This is a genomic window from Plantibacter sp. ME-Dv--P-122b (assembly GCF_030209375.1).
In the GTDB taxonomy this organism is placed as follows: Bacteria; Actinomycetota; Actinomycetes; order Actinomycetales; family Microbacteriaceae; genus Plantibacter.
In genome coordinates this window covers 89,831-103,955 of the sequence record NZ_JARVSC010000003.1, presented here as the reverse complement: position 1 = coordinate 103,955, position 14,125 = coordinate 89,831, and the positions used below count along the sequence as shown (strand labels likewise).

15 protein-coding genes are annotated in these 14,125 nt (G+C 69.5%); 10 read left to right on the top strand and 5 right to left on the bottom strand.

The annotated features are described in order from the left end of the window. The first annotated feature begins 60 nt into the window (after positions 1-60). Both QRN19_RS05290 and QRN19_RS05285 read left to right on the top strand, forming a co-directional pair. The gene (locus QRN19_RS05290) at positions 61-1,239 is read left to right on the top strand and encodes an inorganic phosphate transporter (protein ID WP_285025725.1); all 1,179 of its coding nucleotides are present in this window, start codon (positions 61-63) and stop codon (positions 1,237-1,239) included. After that, the gene (locus QRN19_RS05285) at positions 1,236-1,571 is read left to right on the top strand and encodes a peptidase (protein WP_079707129.1); all 336 of its coding nucleotides are present in this window, start codon (positions 1,236-1,238) and stop codon (positions 1,569-1,571) included. The genes QRN19_RS05290 and QRN19_RS05285 overlap by 4 nt, the downstream gene beginning before the upstream one ends. 294 nt (positions 1,572-1,865) lie before the next feature. Here the strand turns inward: QRN19_RS05285 and QRN19_RS05280 are convergent, their stop codons facing one another. Beyond that, on the bottom strand, positions 1,866-3,143 hold the full coding sequence (locus tag QRN19_RS05280; RefSeq protein ID WP_285025724.1) for a uracil-xanthine permease family protein: 1,278 nt from the start codon (positions 3,141-3,143) through the stop codon (positions 1,866-1,868). A gap of 135 nt (positions 3,144-3,278) precedes the next feature. Here QRN19_RS05280 and QRN19_RS05275 point away from each other — a divergent pair, with 135 nt between their 5' ends. The 3 genes from QRN19_RS05275 (at position 3,279) to QRN19_RS05265 (ending at position 7,323) form a co-directional block, all read left to right on the top strand. Then, a complete protein-coding gene (locus QRN19_RS05275; RefSeq protein ID WP_086473905.1) occupies positions 3,279-4,730 on the top strand; it encodes an NCS2 family permease in 1,452 nt (483 codons plus the stop codon). Between the two features lie 34 nt (positions 4,731-4,764). Beyond that, positions 4,765-5,667, top strand: a complete 903-nt coding sequence (locus QRN19_RS05270; protein ID WP_285025723.1) for a phosphodiesterase — start codon at positions 4,765-4,767, stop codon at positions 5,665-5,667. Positions 5,668-5,844: 177 nt separating this feature from the next. Continuing rightward, complete coding sequence (locus QRN19_RS05265) at positions 5,845-7,323, top strand: aspartate ammonia-lyase (protein ID WP_285026730.1); 1,479 nt, start codon at positions 5,845-5,847, stop codon at positions 7,321-7,323. Between the two features lie 75 nt (positions 7,324-7,398). On the opposite strand, the gene QRN19_RS05260 is transcribed toward QRN19_RS05265, so the two are convergent. Next, positions 7,399-8,301, bottom strand: a complete 903-nt coding sequence (locus QRN19_RS05260) for a fumarylacetoacetate hydrolase family protein (protein ID WP_370281973.1) — start codon at positions 8,299-8,301, stop codon at positions 7,399-7,401. 328 nt (positions 8,302-8,629) lie between these two features. On the opposite strand from QRN19_RS05260, the gene QRN19_RS05255 reads away from it, so the two are divergent. Together QRN19_RS05255 and QRN19_RS05250 are read left to right on the top strand one after the other, a co-directional pair. Continuing rightward, the gene (locus QRN19_RS05255) at positions 8,630-9,004 is read left to right on the top strand and encodes an FKBP-type peptidyl-prolyl cis-trans isomerase (RefSeq protein ID WP_137243256.1); all 375 of its coding nucleotides are present in this window, start codon (positions 8,630-8,632) and stop codon (positions 9,002-9,004) included. An 88-nt stretch (positions 9,005-9,092) separates the two neighbouring features. Beyond that, the gene (locus QRN19_RS05250) at positions 9,093-9,623 is read left to right on the top strand and encodes an adenine phosphoribosyltransferase (RefSeq protein ID WP_285025722.1); all 531 of its coding nucleotides are present in this window, start codon (positions 9,093-9,095) and stop codon (positions 9,621-9,623) included. 3 nt (positions 9,624-9,626) lie between these two features. On the opposite strand, the gene QRN19_RS05245 is transcribed toward QRN19_RS05250, so the two are convergent. Next, positions 9,627-10,943 (bottom strand): MFS transporter, encoded by a 1,317-nt coding sequence (locus tag QRN19_RS05245; RefSeq protein ID WP_285025721.1) that lies wholly within the window; start codon positions 10,941-10,943, stop codon positions 9,627-9,629. A 131-nt stretch (positions 10,944-11,074) separates the two neighbouring features. Here QRN19_RS05245 and QRN19_RS05240 point away from each other — a divergent pair, with 131 nt between their 5' ends. Together QRN19_RS05240 and QRN19_RS05235 are read left to right on the top strand one after the other, a co-directional pair. After that, positions 11,075-11,506, top strand: a complete 432-nt coding sequence (locus QRN19_RS05240; protein ID WP_079707123.1) for a pyrimidine dimer DNA glycosylase/endonuclease V — start codon at positions 11,075-11,077, stop codon at positions 11,504-11,506. An 84-nt stretch (positions 11,507-11,590) separates the two neighbouring features. Next, entirely contained in the window at positions 11,591-11,872 is a 282-nt protein-coding gene (locus QRN19_RS05235) for a YdeI/OmpD-associated family protein (protein ID WP_285025720.1), read from the top strand. Between the two features lie 37 nt (positions 11,873-11,909). On the opposite strand, the gene QRN19_RS05230 is transcribed toward QRN19_RS05235, so the two are convergent. After that, positions 11,910-12,578, bottom strand: a complete 669-nt coding sequence (locus QRN19_RS05230; RefSeq protein WP_285025719.1) for a hypothetical protein — start codon at positions 12,576-12,578, stop codon at positions 11,910-11,912. A 168-nt stretch (positions 12,579-12,746) separates the two neighbouring features. Here QRN19_RS05230 and QRN19_RS05225 point away from each other — a divergent pair, with 168 nt between their 5' ends. Then, complete coding sequence (locus QRN19_RS05225) at positions 12,747-13,787, top strand: LLM class flavin-dependent oxidoreductase (RefSeq protein WP_285025718.1); 1,041 nt, start codon at positions 12,747-12,749, stop codon at positions 13,785-13,787. A 35-nt stretch (positions 13,788-13,822) separates the two neighbouring features. Here QRN19_RS05225 and QRN19_RS05220 read toward each other — a convergent pair whose 3' ends face one another. Next, entirely contained in the window at positions 13,823-14,095 is a 273-nt protein-coding gene (locus QRN19_RS05220; protein WP_064294474.1) for a protealysin inhibitor emfourin, read from the bottom strand. Positions 14,096-14,125 lie beyond the last annotated feature (30 nt).

Genomic DNA, 14,125 nt, shown 5'->3' with positions numbered 1-14,125 from the left:
CCCAAACATCTCGTCGGGGAGCACTGTGTCCGTATTCGCTCCGCCTCGAGAAAGACACCAGTGGAACTCGTTACCCTGACTGTCGTGCTGGTCATCGCACTGGCACTGTTCTTCGACTTCACGAACGGGTTCCACGACACGGCGAACGCCATGGCGACCCCGATCGCCACGGGCGCCCTCAAGCCGAAGACCGCCGTCCTGCTCGCCGCGATCCTCAACCTCGTCGGCGCGTTCCTGTCCACGGAGGTCGCGAAGACCATCTCGGGCGGGCTCATCCGGGAGGGCGAGGGCGGCATCCGGATCGGACCGGAGCTGATCTTCGCCGGGCTCATCGGCGCGATCGTCTGGAACATGCTGACCTGGCTCCTCGGTCTGCCGTCGTCCTCCAGCCACGCGCTGTTCGGCGGGCTCATCGGCGCGGCGATCGTCGGCGCCGGCTTCGGCTCGATCGATTTCGGTGTCGTCCTCTCCAAGGTCATCCTCCCGGCGTTGATCGCCCCCGTCACGGCGGGCCTGGTCGCCTACTCGGCGACGAAGCTCGCCTATCGGATCACGCGCCGCTACGACGGCAAACCCGACGGCCGCGACGGATTCCGGTACGCGCAGATCTTCTCCTCGTCCCTCGTCGCCCTCGCGCACGGCACGAACGACGCGCAGAAGACCATGGGCGTCATCACGCTCACCTTCATCGCGGTCGGCGTGCAGGCGGTCGGCACCGGCCCCGAGCTCTGGGTCATCGTCGTCTGCGCCCTCGCCATCGCGCTCGGCACCTACATGGGCGGCTGGCGGATCATTAAGACCATCGGCACGGGGCTCACCGACGTCAAGCCTGCGCAGGGCTTCGCTGCCGAGACGAGCACCGCCGCCACGATCCTCGCGTCGAGCCACCTCGGCTTCGCCCTCTCCACCACGCAGGTCGCCTCCGGTTCCGTCATCGGCTCCGGCCTCGGGCGACGCGGATCGAAGGTGCGCTGGGGGACCGCCGGGCGCATCGCCCTCGGCTGGTTGATGACCCTGCCAGCGGCCGGTATCGTCGGGGCACTCGCCGCCGCCGTCGCCCACCTCGGCGTCGTCGGCATCGTCATCGACGCCGTGGTGGGGGTCGGTGTCATCCTCACCATCTTCCTCATCTCGCGCCGGAACCAGGTCGACCACAGCAACGTCGTCAGCGAGGTCGCCGACTCCGGTCGTGCGGTCAAGATCAAGCGCAATCCCAAGCCCAAGAAGGTGAAGAAGTGATCGACTGGGCAGCATTCCTGATCGTCTTCGCGACGTCGCTCATCGGTGCGACCGCGATCGTCAGTCTGTACTCCCTCGGGCTCCGGCTCCTGACGACCGCCGGGCGTGTACCTGTGGTGGCGCCGGCCGAGTTCACCGACGCGATCACGGTCATCACGCCGGAGGAGGCCGCGAAGGCGGCGAAGCGGGCTGCGAAGGCCGCCCGGAAGAACCCGTTGACCCCGGCACAGCAGAACCTGGCCCGAGCCGGTGCCTATGCCTGCTTCGCCCTGTGTGCGGCGGCGGTCCTCTTCGGCATCTACCTGATCGTGCCGTTCTTCCACCAGGGCTGACCCCTCGGGGTTTCGCCAGCGCACCGCGCTGACGCGAGCGCGGGCCACCCGGTCCTGAACCGATCCGTGTAGGAGCGCCAGCGCGGTGCGCTGACGCGAACCGCACTTACCTGGCGTGACCGCGGGGGACACGCGTGAGCGCGGGCCTCCAGAGCCCCGCGCCCACGCGTACGACCCGCGCTGACGTCAGCGCACCGCGCTGGCCCGACCCGAAACCGTGCGAACGACCCGCGCCCACGCGTACGACCCGCGCTGACGTCAGCGCACCGCGCTGGCGCACCCGCACCGGACGGGTCAGGCGGTCTTCCGCCAGCGGCCGATGACCGTCATCACGTGGTAGATGACGATCGCGGCGATCGTGCCGAGCGCGATCCCGTTGAAGCTCACGTCGCCACCGGCCACCCAGGTGAAGTCCGCGATGCCGATGATGAGCGCGGTCGCGGCCGTGAACTGGTTGACGGGCTTCGAGAAGTCGACCTTGTTGTCGAGCCAGATCTTCACGCCGATGATGCCGATGAGTCCGTACAGCGCCGTCGTGACGCCGCCGAGGACGCCCGCCGGGATGGTGTTGATGACCGCGCCGACCTTGGGGGAGAGACCGAGGAGGACCGCGAAGAGCCCTGCGACCCAGTAGGCCGCCGTGGAGTACACCCGCGTCGCCGCCATCACGCCGATGTTCTCGCCGTAGGTCGTCGTGCCCGAACCGCCGCCGAAGCCGGCCAGCATCGTCGCCAGGCCGTCGGACAGGAGCGCGCGACCGGTCTGCTTGTTCACGGAGGCGTCGGTCATCTGCGCGACGCCCCGGATGTGGCCGACGTTCTCGGCGATGAGGACGAGCACGACGGGGAGGAAGGCCGGGAGGACCGCCCAGACCGCGGGGTTCGAGATCGGGTTGTCCGCGAGGTGGAACTCGGGGAGGCCGACCCAAGCGGCGTCGCCGATCTTCGAGAAGTCGATCTCCTGACGGATCGCCGCGACGATGTACCCGACCACGACGCCGATGACGATCGACAGTCGGCCGAGGATCCCGCGGAAGACGACGGTCGACAGGATGACGGCCGCGAGCGTGACGAGGGCGGTGATCGGAGCCGCAACGAAGTTGTTCTTCGCGGCGGGGGCGAGGTTGAACCCGATGAGCGCGACGATGGCACCGGCGACGACCGGCGGCATGAGCGCATCGATCCACCCCGTGCCCGTGACCTGCACGATGACGCCGACGAGCGCCAGGAGGAGCCCCACCGCGAGGATGCCGAAGAGGGCGCTGCCCATGCCCTGGCTCGCGACCGCGGCGGAGATGGGGGCGATGAAGGCGAACGAGGAGCCGAGGTAGCTCGGCACGCGGTTCTTGGTGATGACGAGGAACAGGATGGTGCCGACGCCCGAGAAGAACAGTGTCGTGGTGGGCGGGAACCCGGTCAGCACGGGGACGAGGAACGTGGCGCCGAACATCGCGACGACGTGCTGCATGCCGAGGCCGATGGTCCGCGGCCAGGTGAGTCGTTCTCCGGGGCCGACGATCGCGTGGGTCGGGACGTGTTTGCCGTCGCCGTGCAGAGTCCAGGGCAGCGCCATGTGAGCTCGATTCCGTGAGGAGGGTACTGGGAAAGGGGTCCAGCCGATCGTAGCGGCACCCTCGCATCCCGGTCGTCGCGGGGCGGTCCGCCGTGCCGGTACGCTGGTTCCTTCGATGCAGACCCAGGAGGTCCAGTGACCACGACGCCCACCGCTCCGCGCTCGTTCCGAGAGCGTCTCGACGGTTTCTTCGAGATCAGCAAGCGCGGCTCGACCGTCGGAGGCGAGGTGCGCGGCGGCCTCGTGACCTTCGTCGCGATGGCCTACATCGTCATCCTCAACCCGATCATCCTGAGCGGCTCGGCCGACGTCACCGGTGGCGAGCTCGGCTTCGCCCAGGTCGCCGCCGTGACCGCCCTGACCGCCGGCGTCATGACGATCCTCTTCGGTCTCGTCGCGCGGCTGCCGTTCGCCTTCGCGGCCGGACTCGGCATCAACTCGTTCCTCGCGGTCAGCGTCGTCGGTCAGGTCACCTGGGCCGAGGCCATGGGGCTCGTCGTCATCAACGGCCTGATCATCGTCCTCCTCGCGGCGACCGGCCTCCGCGCCATGATCTTCAACGCGGTACCCATCCAGTTGAAGATCGCGATCACGGTCGGCATCGGTCTCTTCATCGCGTTCATCGGCTTCGTCGACGCCGGCTTCGTCCGCTCGACGGGCGCCGGTTCGCCGCCCGTCGGCCTCGGGATCGAGGGCTCTGTCGCCACCGTGCCCACCGCCGTGTTCGTCATCTCCCTGCTGCTCACGGGCGTGCTCGTCGCTCGCAAGATCAAGGGTGCGCTGCTCATCGGCATCGTCGCCTCCACGATCATCGCCATCATCGCGGAGGCGATCTTCAAGGTCGGCGCCTCCAACGGTGGCGAGAACGCCGGTGGCTGGAACCTGAGCGTCCCGACCCTGCCCACCCAGGTCGTCGGGATCCCCGACCTCAGCCTGCTCGGCCAGGTGAGCTTCGGCGGCTTCGAGCGCATCGGCGTCCTCGCCGCGCTCATGCTCGTCTTCACCCTCGTGTTCACGAACTTCTTCGACGCCATGGGCACGATGACCGGGCTCTCGAAGGAGGCCGGTGTGGCGGACGCCAAGGGCGACTTCCCGCGACTCCGCTCGGCGCTCATCGTCGAGGGTGTCGGTGCGGTGGCCGGCGGCGCGACCTCGTCCTCCTCGTCGACCGTGTTCATCGAATCCGGTGCTGGTATCGGTGAAGGAGCACGGACCGGCCTCGCGAACCTCGTGACCGGCGCGCTGTTCCTCCTGGCCATGTTCTTCACGCCGCTCACGCAGATCGTGCCCTCCGAGGTCGCCGCCGCCGCGCTCGTCATCGTCGGAACGCTCATGATGTCGCAGATCAAGGACATCGTCTGGACCGAGTTCTCGGTCGCGCTCCCGGTGTTCCTGACGGTCGTCGTCATGCCGCTGACCTACTCGATCGCCAACGGCATCGGCGCCGGCTTCATCGCCTGGGTCGTGCTCCGTTCCCTGTCCGGGAAGGCGCGCGAGATCAGCCCGCTACTGTGGGTCGTCGCAGCCGGGTTCCTCGTGTTCTTCGCCCGCGGGCCCATCGAGCAGCTCCTCGGCGTCGCGTCCTGATCGGAGCGTCGGGGGCGCGTCCTAGACTCGGGGCATGACTTCCGACGTCCGATTCGGGCAGTATCCGGCACCCGACAGGGTCATCGTCCATCTGAGCGACCCGCACCTCTTGGCCGACGGCCGACGCCTCTACGACGCGGTCGACGTGCAGGCCAACCTTGAGCAGGCCCTCCGTCAGATCGAGCGCATGCAGCTCCGGCCCGACGCGATGGTGTTCACGGGCGACCTCGCGGATCTCGGAGAGGCCGACGCCTACCGTCGACTCCGGGAGCGGGTCGAGCCCGTCGCCGAGCGACTCGGCACCACCATCGTCTGGCTCATGGGCAACCACGACGAACGGTCGGTCATGCGGACGGAGCTCCTCGACCTCCCGGCGGGGGAGCAGCCGCTCGACGCCGTCTGGGACTTCGGCGGCTTGCGCGTCATCGGCCTCGACTCGACCGTCCCGGGATGGCACCACGGTGAGCTGGAAGACAGCCAGCTGGAGTGGCTGCAGACGGTGCTGGCCACGCCGGCGCCGCTCGGCAGCATCCTCGCCATGCACCACCCGCCGGTGCCGTCGAGCATCCCGTTCTTCGACATCCTCGAGCTCCGCGACCAGCACCGGCTCGAGGCCGTGCTGCGCGGGAGCGACGTCCGGGCCATCCTGGGCGGCCATCTGCACTACTCCACTTCGAGTACCTTCGCCGGCATCCCCGTCCAGGTCGCCAGCGCGAGTTGTTACTCGATGAACCTCTCGCTCCCGTCCGTGGAGGTGAACGGGATGTTCGGTGGTCAGTCCTTCAACCTCGTGCACGTCTACGACGACCGCATCACCCACTCCACGGTCCCGCTCGGTGACTACACCACCGCCGACACCTTCAGTGCGGCGTTCATCGACCGCATGGCCGCCCTGAGCCCGGCCGAGCGGCTGGAGGCGTTCTCGCGCAAGCGGTGACCCACGGGCGCTGCACCGCAGGCACGGAACCGTCTCGGGTCCAAGACACCGCAGAGGCATCGCGGATCGCACCCGGCTACGCTGGAAGGGACATCCACCCACCAGGCAACGGAGCCACGAGTGACGATCAGCACCACCAGCAGCAGCATCCCCACCACCCTTGGAGCAGACGACGACATGGCGGACAGGACGAACAGCGACGAGACTCGGACGGAGTCGGATTCACTCGGTTCGATGGAGATCCCGGCCGACGCGTACTGGGGCATCCACACGGCACGCGCGCTCGAGAACTTCCCCATCACGAAGCGCCCGATCTCCGTCTACCCCGACCTCGTGGTCGCCATCGCGAGCGTGAAGCAGGCCGCCGCCCGCGCGAACGCCGAGATCGGGGTCCTCGACCCCGCGAAGGCGAACCTCATCGACCGCGCGTGCCAGATCATCATCGACGGTGACTTCCACGAGGAGTTCCTCGTCGGCGTGATCCAGGGCGGCGCGGGCACGTCGACGAACATGAACGCGAACGAGGTGATCACCAACATCGCGCTCGAGCTCGCCGGCCACGCCAAGGGCGACTACCAGTTCCTACACCCGCTCGACGACACAAACCGATCGCAGTCCACCAACGACGTCTACCCGACCTCGATCAAGATCGCGCTCGCGTTCTCGCTGCAGTTCCTCCTGACGGAGCTCGGCCTGCTGCGTGACTCGTGCAGCGCCAAGTCCGTCGAGTTCTCCCACGTCCTCAAGGTCGGACGCACGCAGCTCCAGGACGCGGTGCCGATGACCCTCGGGCAGGAGTTCCACGGCTTCGCGACCACACTGACGGAGGACTACGACCGCCTCCACGAGACCCTCTGGCTGCTCGCCGAGGTCAACCTCGGCGCCACCGCGATCGGGACGGGGATCACCGCCGACCCGCGCTACGCGGAGGCCGTCGTCCGTCACCTCAACCAGATCACGGGCCTCGCGCTCACCACGGCACCCGACCTTATCGAGTCGACGAGCGACGCCGGCGGATTCATGTCGTTCAGCGGCACCTTGAAGCGGAGCGCCATCAAGCTCTCCAAGATCTGCAACGACCTGCGTCTACTGTCGAGCGGTCCGCAGGCCGGCCTCGGCGAGATCAACCTGCCGCCCCGACAGGCCGGATCGAGCATCATGCCGGGCAAGGTCAACCCGGTCATCCCGGAGGTCGTGAACCAGGTGGCCTTCAGCGTCGTCGGCGCCGACATGACGGTCACGATGGCTGCCGAGGCCGGGCAGCTGCAGCTCAACGCCTTCGAGCCGGTCATCGCCCACTCGCTGCTCCAGAGCATCGTCTGGATGGCGCAGGCGTGCAAGACGCTGCGGGTGAACTGCATCGACGGCATCACGGCGAACGAGGAACGGCTCGAGGTGATGGTCGGCGCCTCCGTCGGCGTCATCACCGCCCTGACCCCGTTCATCGGCTACCAGTCGGCTGCGGCGCTCGCGAAGACCGCACTGCTCACGGGCCGCAACGTCGCGGACCTCGTGGTCGAGGCCAACCTCATGACGCGCGACGAGGTCACGAAGCAGCTCTCGCCCGCACGGCTCTCGGGGATCGAGGCCATCACCTCCGCCATCCCGATCATCGACCTGCCGATCCCGGGCGCGGACTCCGACCCGAGTCGCTGACCGACGCGGCTGTACACGACGAAGCCGTCCGGACCAGGGTCCGGGCGGCTTCGTCGTGTGCTGTGGGGGGAGTCGCTACCCGGCGGTGACCGTGCAGTGCGTCGTGAGCGATCCGACGCCTTCGACGGACACGGTCACCGTCGCGCCGTCGGTCAGGAAGACCTGCGGGTCGCGCGAGTATCCGGCGCCGCCCGGGCTGCCGGTCGAGATGAGCGTTCCGGGCAGGAGGGTCGCGGAGCCCGACAAGTGTTCGATGAGCGTTGCGACGCTGCGCACCATGTGGCTGGTCGAGGAGTCCTGGAGCGTCACGCCGTCGAGGACGGTCGAGATGTGGAGGTCCTGCGGGTCGGGGATCTCGTCGGCGGTCACGACGACCGGGCCGGTCGGGGTGAACCCGTCGAAGGACTTGCAGCGCGACCACTGGGCCTCGGAGTACTGGATGTTGCGGGCGGTGATGTCGTTGACGACGGTGTACCCGAACACGTACCCGAGCGCGTCGGCCGCATCGACGTCGCGAGCGGCCCGGCCGATGACGACACCGAGCTCCGCCTCGTAGTCCACCTGCTCGCTGATCGCCGCGGGCCAGCTCGTGGTGCCCTCGTGACCGGTGAGCGAGTTCGCCCACAGGCCGAAGATGGTGGGGGCGTTGTCGGTCTTGAGGTTGAGCTCCTGCGAGTGCGCCGAGTAGTTGAGCCCGACCGCGAGGATCGTCGGCGGGCGGAGGACCGCGGACGCGTGCACGAGCCCGTCGAGGGGTTCTCCGCTGACACCGTGGGCGAGCGACGTCTCGACGAAGCTCCGCACGCGGTCCAGCTCGGCCGGGCCGCGCTCGATGAGCTCCTGGAGGTCGCGCGGGGCGTCCTCGAGGATCTCGTCGAGGAACACCGCCCCGGTGTCGCTGATGACGGCGAGTCGGACCCGCGGCTCTGCGGGGGTACTCGGCTGGTGGTCTGTGGCGACGAAATGGGCGAACTTCACCCGTCTACGGTATCGCAGGCGCGTCGGGCGCGGGCGTTGTGGACATACCGGTCCGAGCTGCCGGTGCCCGGACGCGACGGAACGGGTTGCGAGGCGGATCCCGGGTGTCGGCCCCGGACAGACTCATCGCCCGGTGCTGCGGCACTGCCTGCGAGTCGCCCGGGCGATGAGTTGGTCTGTCCATCCAGCATGCACCCGGGTGCCACGGCCCGCAACCCCCAAGTACCGGGTGCAGCGCCACGACCACCCCACCCGGCGTCGGCCCGGGTCGTCACGCGCTCAGCGAAATCCGCGTGAACCGGTCGGACGGAACTGCTTGGATGGAGTCATGACCGATTCAGCACGCACCAAGCCCGAGGTCGACGCCCCCACGGGCCCGGCCCCCACCGAACTCGTCATCGAGGACATCTTCCTCGGCGAGGGCGACGAGGCCCAGGCCTCCTCGACCGTCGACGTCCACTACCTCGGCGTCGGCTACGACTCCGGCGAGGAGTTCGACTCCTCCTGGAGCCGCGGGCAGTCCATCAACTTCCCGCTGCGCAACCTCATCCAGGGCTGGCAGCACGGCATCCCCGGCATGAAGGTCGGCGGCCGTCGCAAGCTCACGGTCCCGCCGGAGCTCGCCTACGGCCCCGCCGGTGGCGGCCACCAGCTCTCCGGCCAGACGCTCGTCTTCGTGATCGACCTCCTGGGCGTCAAGTAACCATCCGCAGGTCACCCCTCGTCTCCCTCGACCGACGCGTCGCGGAGGCGAGGGGTGTCGCATGTCTCCCAGACCGAACGAGGACCGCATGACCACCGCAACCCAGTACGTCGACCGCCTGACGGCGACCATCCCCGACTTCCCGACGCCCGGCATCCTGTTCCGCGACCTCACCCCGGTCTTCGCCGACGCAGACGCCTTCCGCGCGATCATCGACGAGCTGGCAGCGCGCTTCGCGGGGCGTTTCGACGCCGTCGCCGGCGTCGAGGCCCGCGGGTTCCTGCTCGCCGCGGCGGTCGCGTACGCGACCCACACCCGCCTCGTCCCCATCCGCAAGGCGGGCAAGCTGCCGGGTGAGGTGCTCCGCGAGGACTACGGACTCGAGTACGGTGCCGCCGCCCTTGAGCTGCGCACCGAGCAGCTGCCGGCCGGGACGCGCGTGCTCATCCTCGACGACGTGCTCGCGACGGGCGGCAGCTGCGGTGCGGCGGTCAACCTCATCGAGCGCGCCGGGTACGAGGTGGCTGGCCTCGGGCTGGTGCTCGAGCTCGAGGGACTGCCCGGCCGAGCCTCGCTCAGCGGTCGCGACGTCTTCTCGATCGCCACGGCTCCCGCCTAGGCGCTACGGCGTCGGCGTCCGGGCGTCGTAGCGCCGGAAGGCCCCCTGGACGCGGACGAGTGTCCAGACGAGCACGACGACCAGGAGTCCGCCGGCGAGCGCCGGTACCCAGAGCGCGAACACCGAAGCCGCGAGGCCGATGTAGAGGTCGCCGACGCGGGGACCGCCGGTCACGACGACGGTGAAGACGCCCTGCAACCGGCCCCGCACGGCATCGGGCACGGCCGCCTGGAGGATCGTCATCCGGAAGATCGAACTGATGTTGTCGGCCGCTCCGGCGACGGCGAGTGCGATCGCCGCGATCACGATGGCGGGCAGGTTCGCGTCTGCCGCATCGTGGGTCGCCGTCCCGGAGAACGTGACCCATGCGAGGACCGCGCCGAAACAGGCGATGGCGAGCCCGTAGACGATGATGGCCCGCTCGATGGCGCGGCCCTGGTGGTCGATCCGGCCGAGTCGTCCGGACACGAGGCTCGACAGCAGGGTGCCGACCGCGCCGGCCGCGGTCAGGACCCCGACGGTGATCGCGCCGCCACCGAGCAACAGGGTGCCGACGGCCGGGTAGAGCACCCGTGGGTTGCCGAACGTCATCGCGACGATGTCGACGATGAACGTCATCCGGACGTTGGGGGCCGTCCGGAGGAAAGTCCAGCCGTCGACCAGGCTCGCGAGGCCCGGGAGCCGACTGACGCCGCCTTCGGGCAGGATCTTCGGCAGCGACGCGATCCCGAGGAAGGCGGCGACGAACAGCACGACGTCGATCGTGTAGGTCCATCGGAATCCGACACCGGCCACGAGCACACCGGCGAGTGCGGGACCGACCGTGACCATGACCCCCGCGGCGATGCCGGACAACGCCGCGGCGGACGGCAGGAGGCGGGCCGGCAGCAGCCGGGGGAGGATCGCCTGGCGCGTCGTCCCGACGATGGTCGTCGACACGGCGTTGATCGTCGTGAGGAGGTACAGCGGCCAGACCACCTCAGAGCCGCTCCAGGCGAGCACCGCGATGATCGCGGTGGACACCCACGTGACCACGGCGGCCGTCAGGGCGACCGTGCGTCGGTCGAACGCGTCCGCGAGCATGCCCCCGTAGAGGCCGAAGCAGATCATCGGGAGGAGGGCGATGACGCCCACGAGCGAGACGGCGAACGTCGACGCGGTGAGGTCGTAGACCTGGAGGCCGACGGCGACGATGGTCATCTGACCGCCGATCCCGGTGATCGCGCCGCCGATCCACAGCCGGGCGAAGGCGGGACTCTCCCGGAGTGGACTCAGATCGACGAGGAGTCCGCGCCGCCCGGATCCGGGTGCAGCGCTCACCGGGGCATCGGGTGACGGGATGGGGCGCGCTCAGACATGCACCTCAGCCTACGCGCGTCGCGGCAGGGCTCCGCGGTGAGGGCAGGGGCTGCCCGGAGTCGGTTGTCAGCGCCCTCGGGCAGGATGGAGACATGCGTCTCTGGTCGATCCACCCCCGGTACTTCGACGCCCAGGCACTGACGTCGTCCTGGCGCGAGGGGCTGATCGCCCAACGGGTCCTGCAGGAGCCCGGATCGAGCCTCCGTGCACACCCGCAGCTCCAGCGGTTCCTCGAGGCCGACGAACCGTTGGAGGCGATCGCGGCCTACCTCAACGGTGTCGCCGACGAGGCGCAGGAGCGCGACATCGTCTTCGACCGTGCGCGTGTCGTCGCCTCCGGCGTCCTCCCGGAACCTCTCGTCGTGACCGACGGCCAGCTCGACTACGAATGGGGCAACCTGCGGCGACATCTGCTCGGACGCAGCCCGGACGTCGCGTCCCGATGGGCGAAGGTCTGGCGACCGCAGCCGCACCCGGTGTTCGTCGTCGTCGGTGGTGGCGTCGCCTCATGGGAACTCGCCTGAGGTCCTGACGGCCCGAGGACCCGGCCGAGGTCGGTCAGGACCGAGCTGCTCGACGGCTGCCGCCCGACCCACTACCGTTGCCGCATGGGCAGACACGCTGATGTGGGAGCCGCGCCGCTCTCGGCGACCGGCACGGTGGTGCGGCTGCGGCCGGACCTTGAGGAGGCGATCGACGACGCCGGTCGATTGTCGTTCTTCCGCGGCCTGCCGAACAGTGCACAGCGGGAACTCGCGATGTGGGTGGAGCGGTCCGACGACACGCAGCGGGATGCACGGATCGAAGCGGTCATCGAGTTGCTCGCCCAGCGGGCCGTGGAACTCCGGACGGCCGCTCCTGCGCGTACCGCGGGTGGTCAGCGGCGCTGACGGACACGCGTCGGCGCGCCACGGGTGCCGGTATGGCTCAGAACCCGAAGTCGCCGCCGCCACCGAAGTCGCCGCCGCCACCGAAGTCGCCGCCGCCACCGAAGTCGCCGCCACCTCCGACGTCGCCGAATCCACCGTCACCCCAGCCACCGCCGTCGGCGGAGGTGTCGGTCGCCGCGCTGTCTCCCGCCCCGGCCTCGGCACCGCTCTGGTCGGCGCCACCGGCATCGGCTGCGGCATCGGTCCCGGCGGTGTCCGGAATGAACGCCTGCGCGATGGCCGAACCGACCACGACACCGGCGATGGTGCCGAGCATGGAGCTGGCCAGCATGCCGCCGAAGCCCACCCCGCCGCCCTGCGGACCGAGGTTGCGCTCGAGGGTCCCGGGCTGCCGCACCTCGGCCCGGGTGGCCGAACGCGCGAGGGCCTTGGGGGAGTCGTCTGCCGGTGCCTCACCGGTCGGAGCGTCCTCCGACAGCTGTCGGTAGAGGATGCCCCGCTGTTCGGGGGTGAGCTTCGTGAAGGCCTCTTCGTGGACCTGTTCGATGGTCTCCGGCGGCGCGGTCCGCAGGAGGTAGCGGTAGCGTTCGACGGCGATCTCGTCCTCCGTCCGTGCGGGTGCCGAAGCCTGGCTTCCGCCGCCGCCCGTCGCCTGGACAGGTCCATCCGACTCGGGACGTCCGAGCAGTCGATCGAGGAATCCCATGCTGTGCTCCTTCACGGTCGCGGGCGTCCAGCGTACGCGTCAGGTGTGGCATCTGGCTTGGATCGCCCTGGGAATCCGCTGCGGTCGCCGAGGCGGAATATGTCAGGCCGTCCGAGCGCTGCACCCTGATGCGTCTGTCGCCGTTCGGCAGCGCGACGAAAGGTGACCATGCGACTCTCGATACTGGATCTCATCCCCGTCCGCACCGACCAGGACACCGCGGCTGCCCTCGCCGCGACGATCGCCCTGGCGAAGCGCGCCGACGAGCTGGGGTACCACCGGTATTGGGTGGCCGAGCACCACAACATGCCGTCCGTCGCATCGACGAACCCCGCGGTCGTCATCGGCATCCTGGCCGCCGCCACGCAGCAGATCCGCGTCGGCTCCGGCGGCGTGATGCTCCCGAACCACGCTCCGCTCGTCGTCGCCGAGCAGTTCGCGCTCCTCGAGGCCTCCGCGCCCGGCCGCATCGACCTCGGCCTCGGCCGGGCACCGGGCAGCGACCCGGTCATCTCCGCCGTGCTCCGCCAGTCCGGTAACACGAGCGACGTCGACCGGTTCCCGAACAACGTGCAGGACATCGTCGCCCTCCTCGGCGTCGACGGTGCGAGTGTACGGATGACCTCCGGCGAGGAGTACGCCCTGCGGGGAACGCCGAAGGCCGGCAGCGTGCCGGACGTGTGGTTGCTCGGCTCGAGCGACTACTCGGCGGCGCTCGCCGCAGCGCTCGGACTCCCCTATGTCTTCGCGCACCACTTCTCCGGCCAGGGGACGGCTCGGGCCCTCGAGCTCTACCGGTCGAGCTTCCAACCATCCGCACATCTCGACGCGCCTCGCACCTTCCTGACCGCGAACGCTGTGGTCGCCGACACGGCCGCCGAGGCGGAGGCGTTGGCGCTGCCCAACCTGCAGCAGATGGCGAGACTGCGTTCCGGCAAGTCGCTCGGCCCCATCGCGACGGTCGAGGAGGCCGCCGCGACCGAGCAGAGCGATCTCGAGCTCGGGTTCGTCGAGCAGATGCGCGCCGCCTGGATCATCGGCGACGCCGACCGGGCTGCGGCCGAGCTGCAGGGTCTCGCCGACCGCTTCGGCGTCGACGAGGTCATGGTGTCGCCGGTCGGGTCGGCACGGGAGGGCACGCCGTCGAACTCGGCGCCCGCACGTGAGCGGACGATCGAACTGCTGGCGGAGCGCTTCCCGCAGCGCTGACGCCGTCGGGATCGTGCGACGCGGGCGAGGAATCGTCAGTCGCGCGGTGGTTGGACGGCGCGCACCCGTTCGACGAGTTCCTGCCAGGGACCGGTGAGCTGCTGCTCGCCGAGGGTGGCTTCCTTGGGCGCGCATCGGATGCGGTAGACGTAGCGGTCGGGGACCGGTGGTCCTTGCGGGGTGTCGTCCCACGGGAGGCGGTCGAGCAGGACGATCCACCGGTCGACGTCGGGCTGCTCGTCGACGACGACCTCCCAGCGTCGGGTGAGACCGGCGACACCGCCGCTCCTCGTCACCGTGACCTTCATGCCGCGATGCTACTCCGCGAGCGTGGGCGC

Coding starts and splice junctions, on each gene's coding strand:
- QRN19_RS05280 (WP_285025724.1), bottom strand. CDS start 3,143: ATGGCGCTGCCCTGGACTCTGCACGGCGACGGCAAACACGTCCCGACC.
- QRN19_RS05270 (WP_285025723.1), top strand. CDS start 4,765: ATGACTTCCGACGTCCGATTCGGGCAGTATCCGGCACCCGACAGGGTC.
- QRN19_RS05265 (WP_285026730.1), top strand. CDS start 5,845: ATGGCGGACAGGACGAACAGCGACGAGACTCGGACGGAGTCGGATTCA.
- QRN19_RS05255 (WP_137243256.1), top strand. CDS start 8,630: ATGACCGATTCAGCACGCACCAAGCCCGAGGTCGACGCCCCCACGGGC.
- QRN19_RS05250 (WP_285025722.1), top strand. CDS start 9,093: ATGACCACCGCAACCCAGTACGTCGACCGCCTGACGGCGACCATCCCC.
- QRN19_RS05240 (WP_079707123.1), top strand. CDS start 11,075: ATGCGTCTCTGGTCGATCCACCCCCGGTACTTCGACGCCCAGGCACTG.
- QRN19_RS05235 (WP_285025720.1), top strand. CDS start 11,591: ATGGGCAGACACGCTGATGTGGGAGCCGCGCCGCTCTCGGCGACCGGC.
- QRN19_RS05230 (WP_285025719.1), bottom strand. CDS start 12,578: ATGGGATTCCTCGATCGACTGCTCGGACGTCCCGAGTCGGATGGACCT.
- QRN19_RS05225 (WP_285025718.1), top strand. CDS start 12,747: ATGCGACTCTCGATACTGGATCTCATCCCCGTCCGCACCGACCAGGAC.
- QRN19_RS05220 (WP_064294474.1), bottom strand. CDS start 14,095: ATGAAGGTCACGGTGACGAGGAGCGGCGGTGTCGCCGGTCTCACCCGA.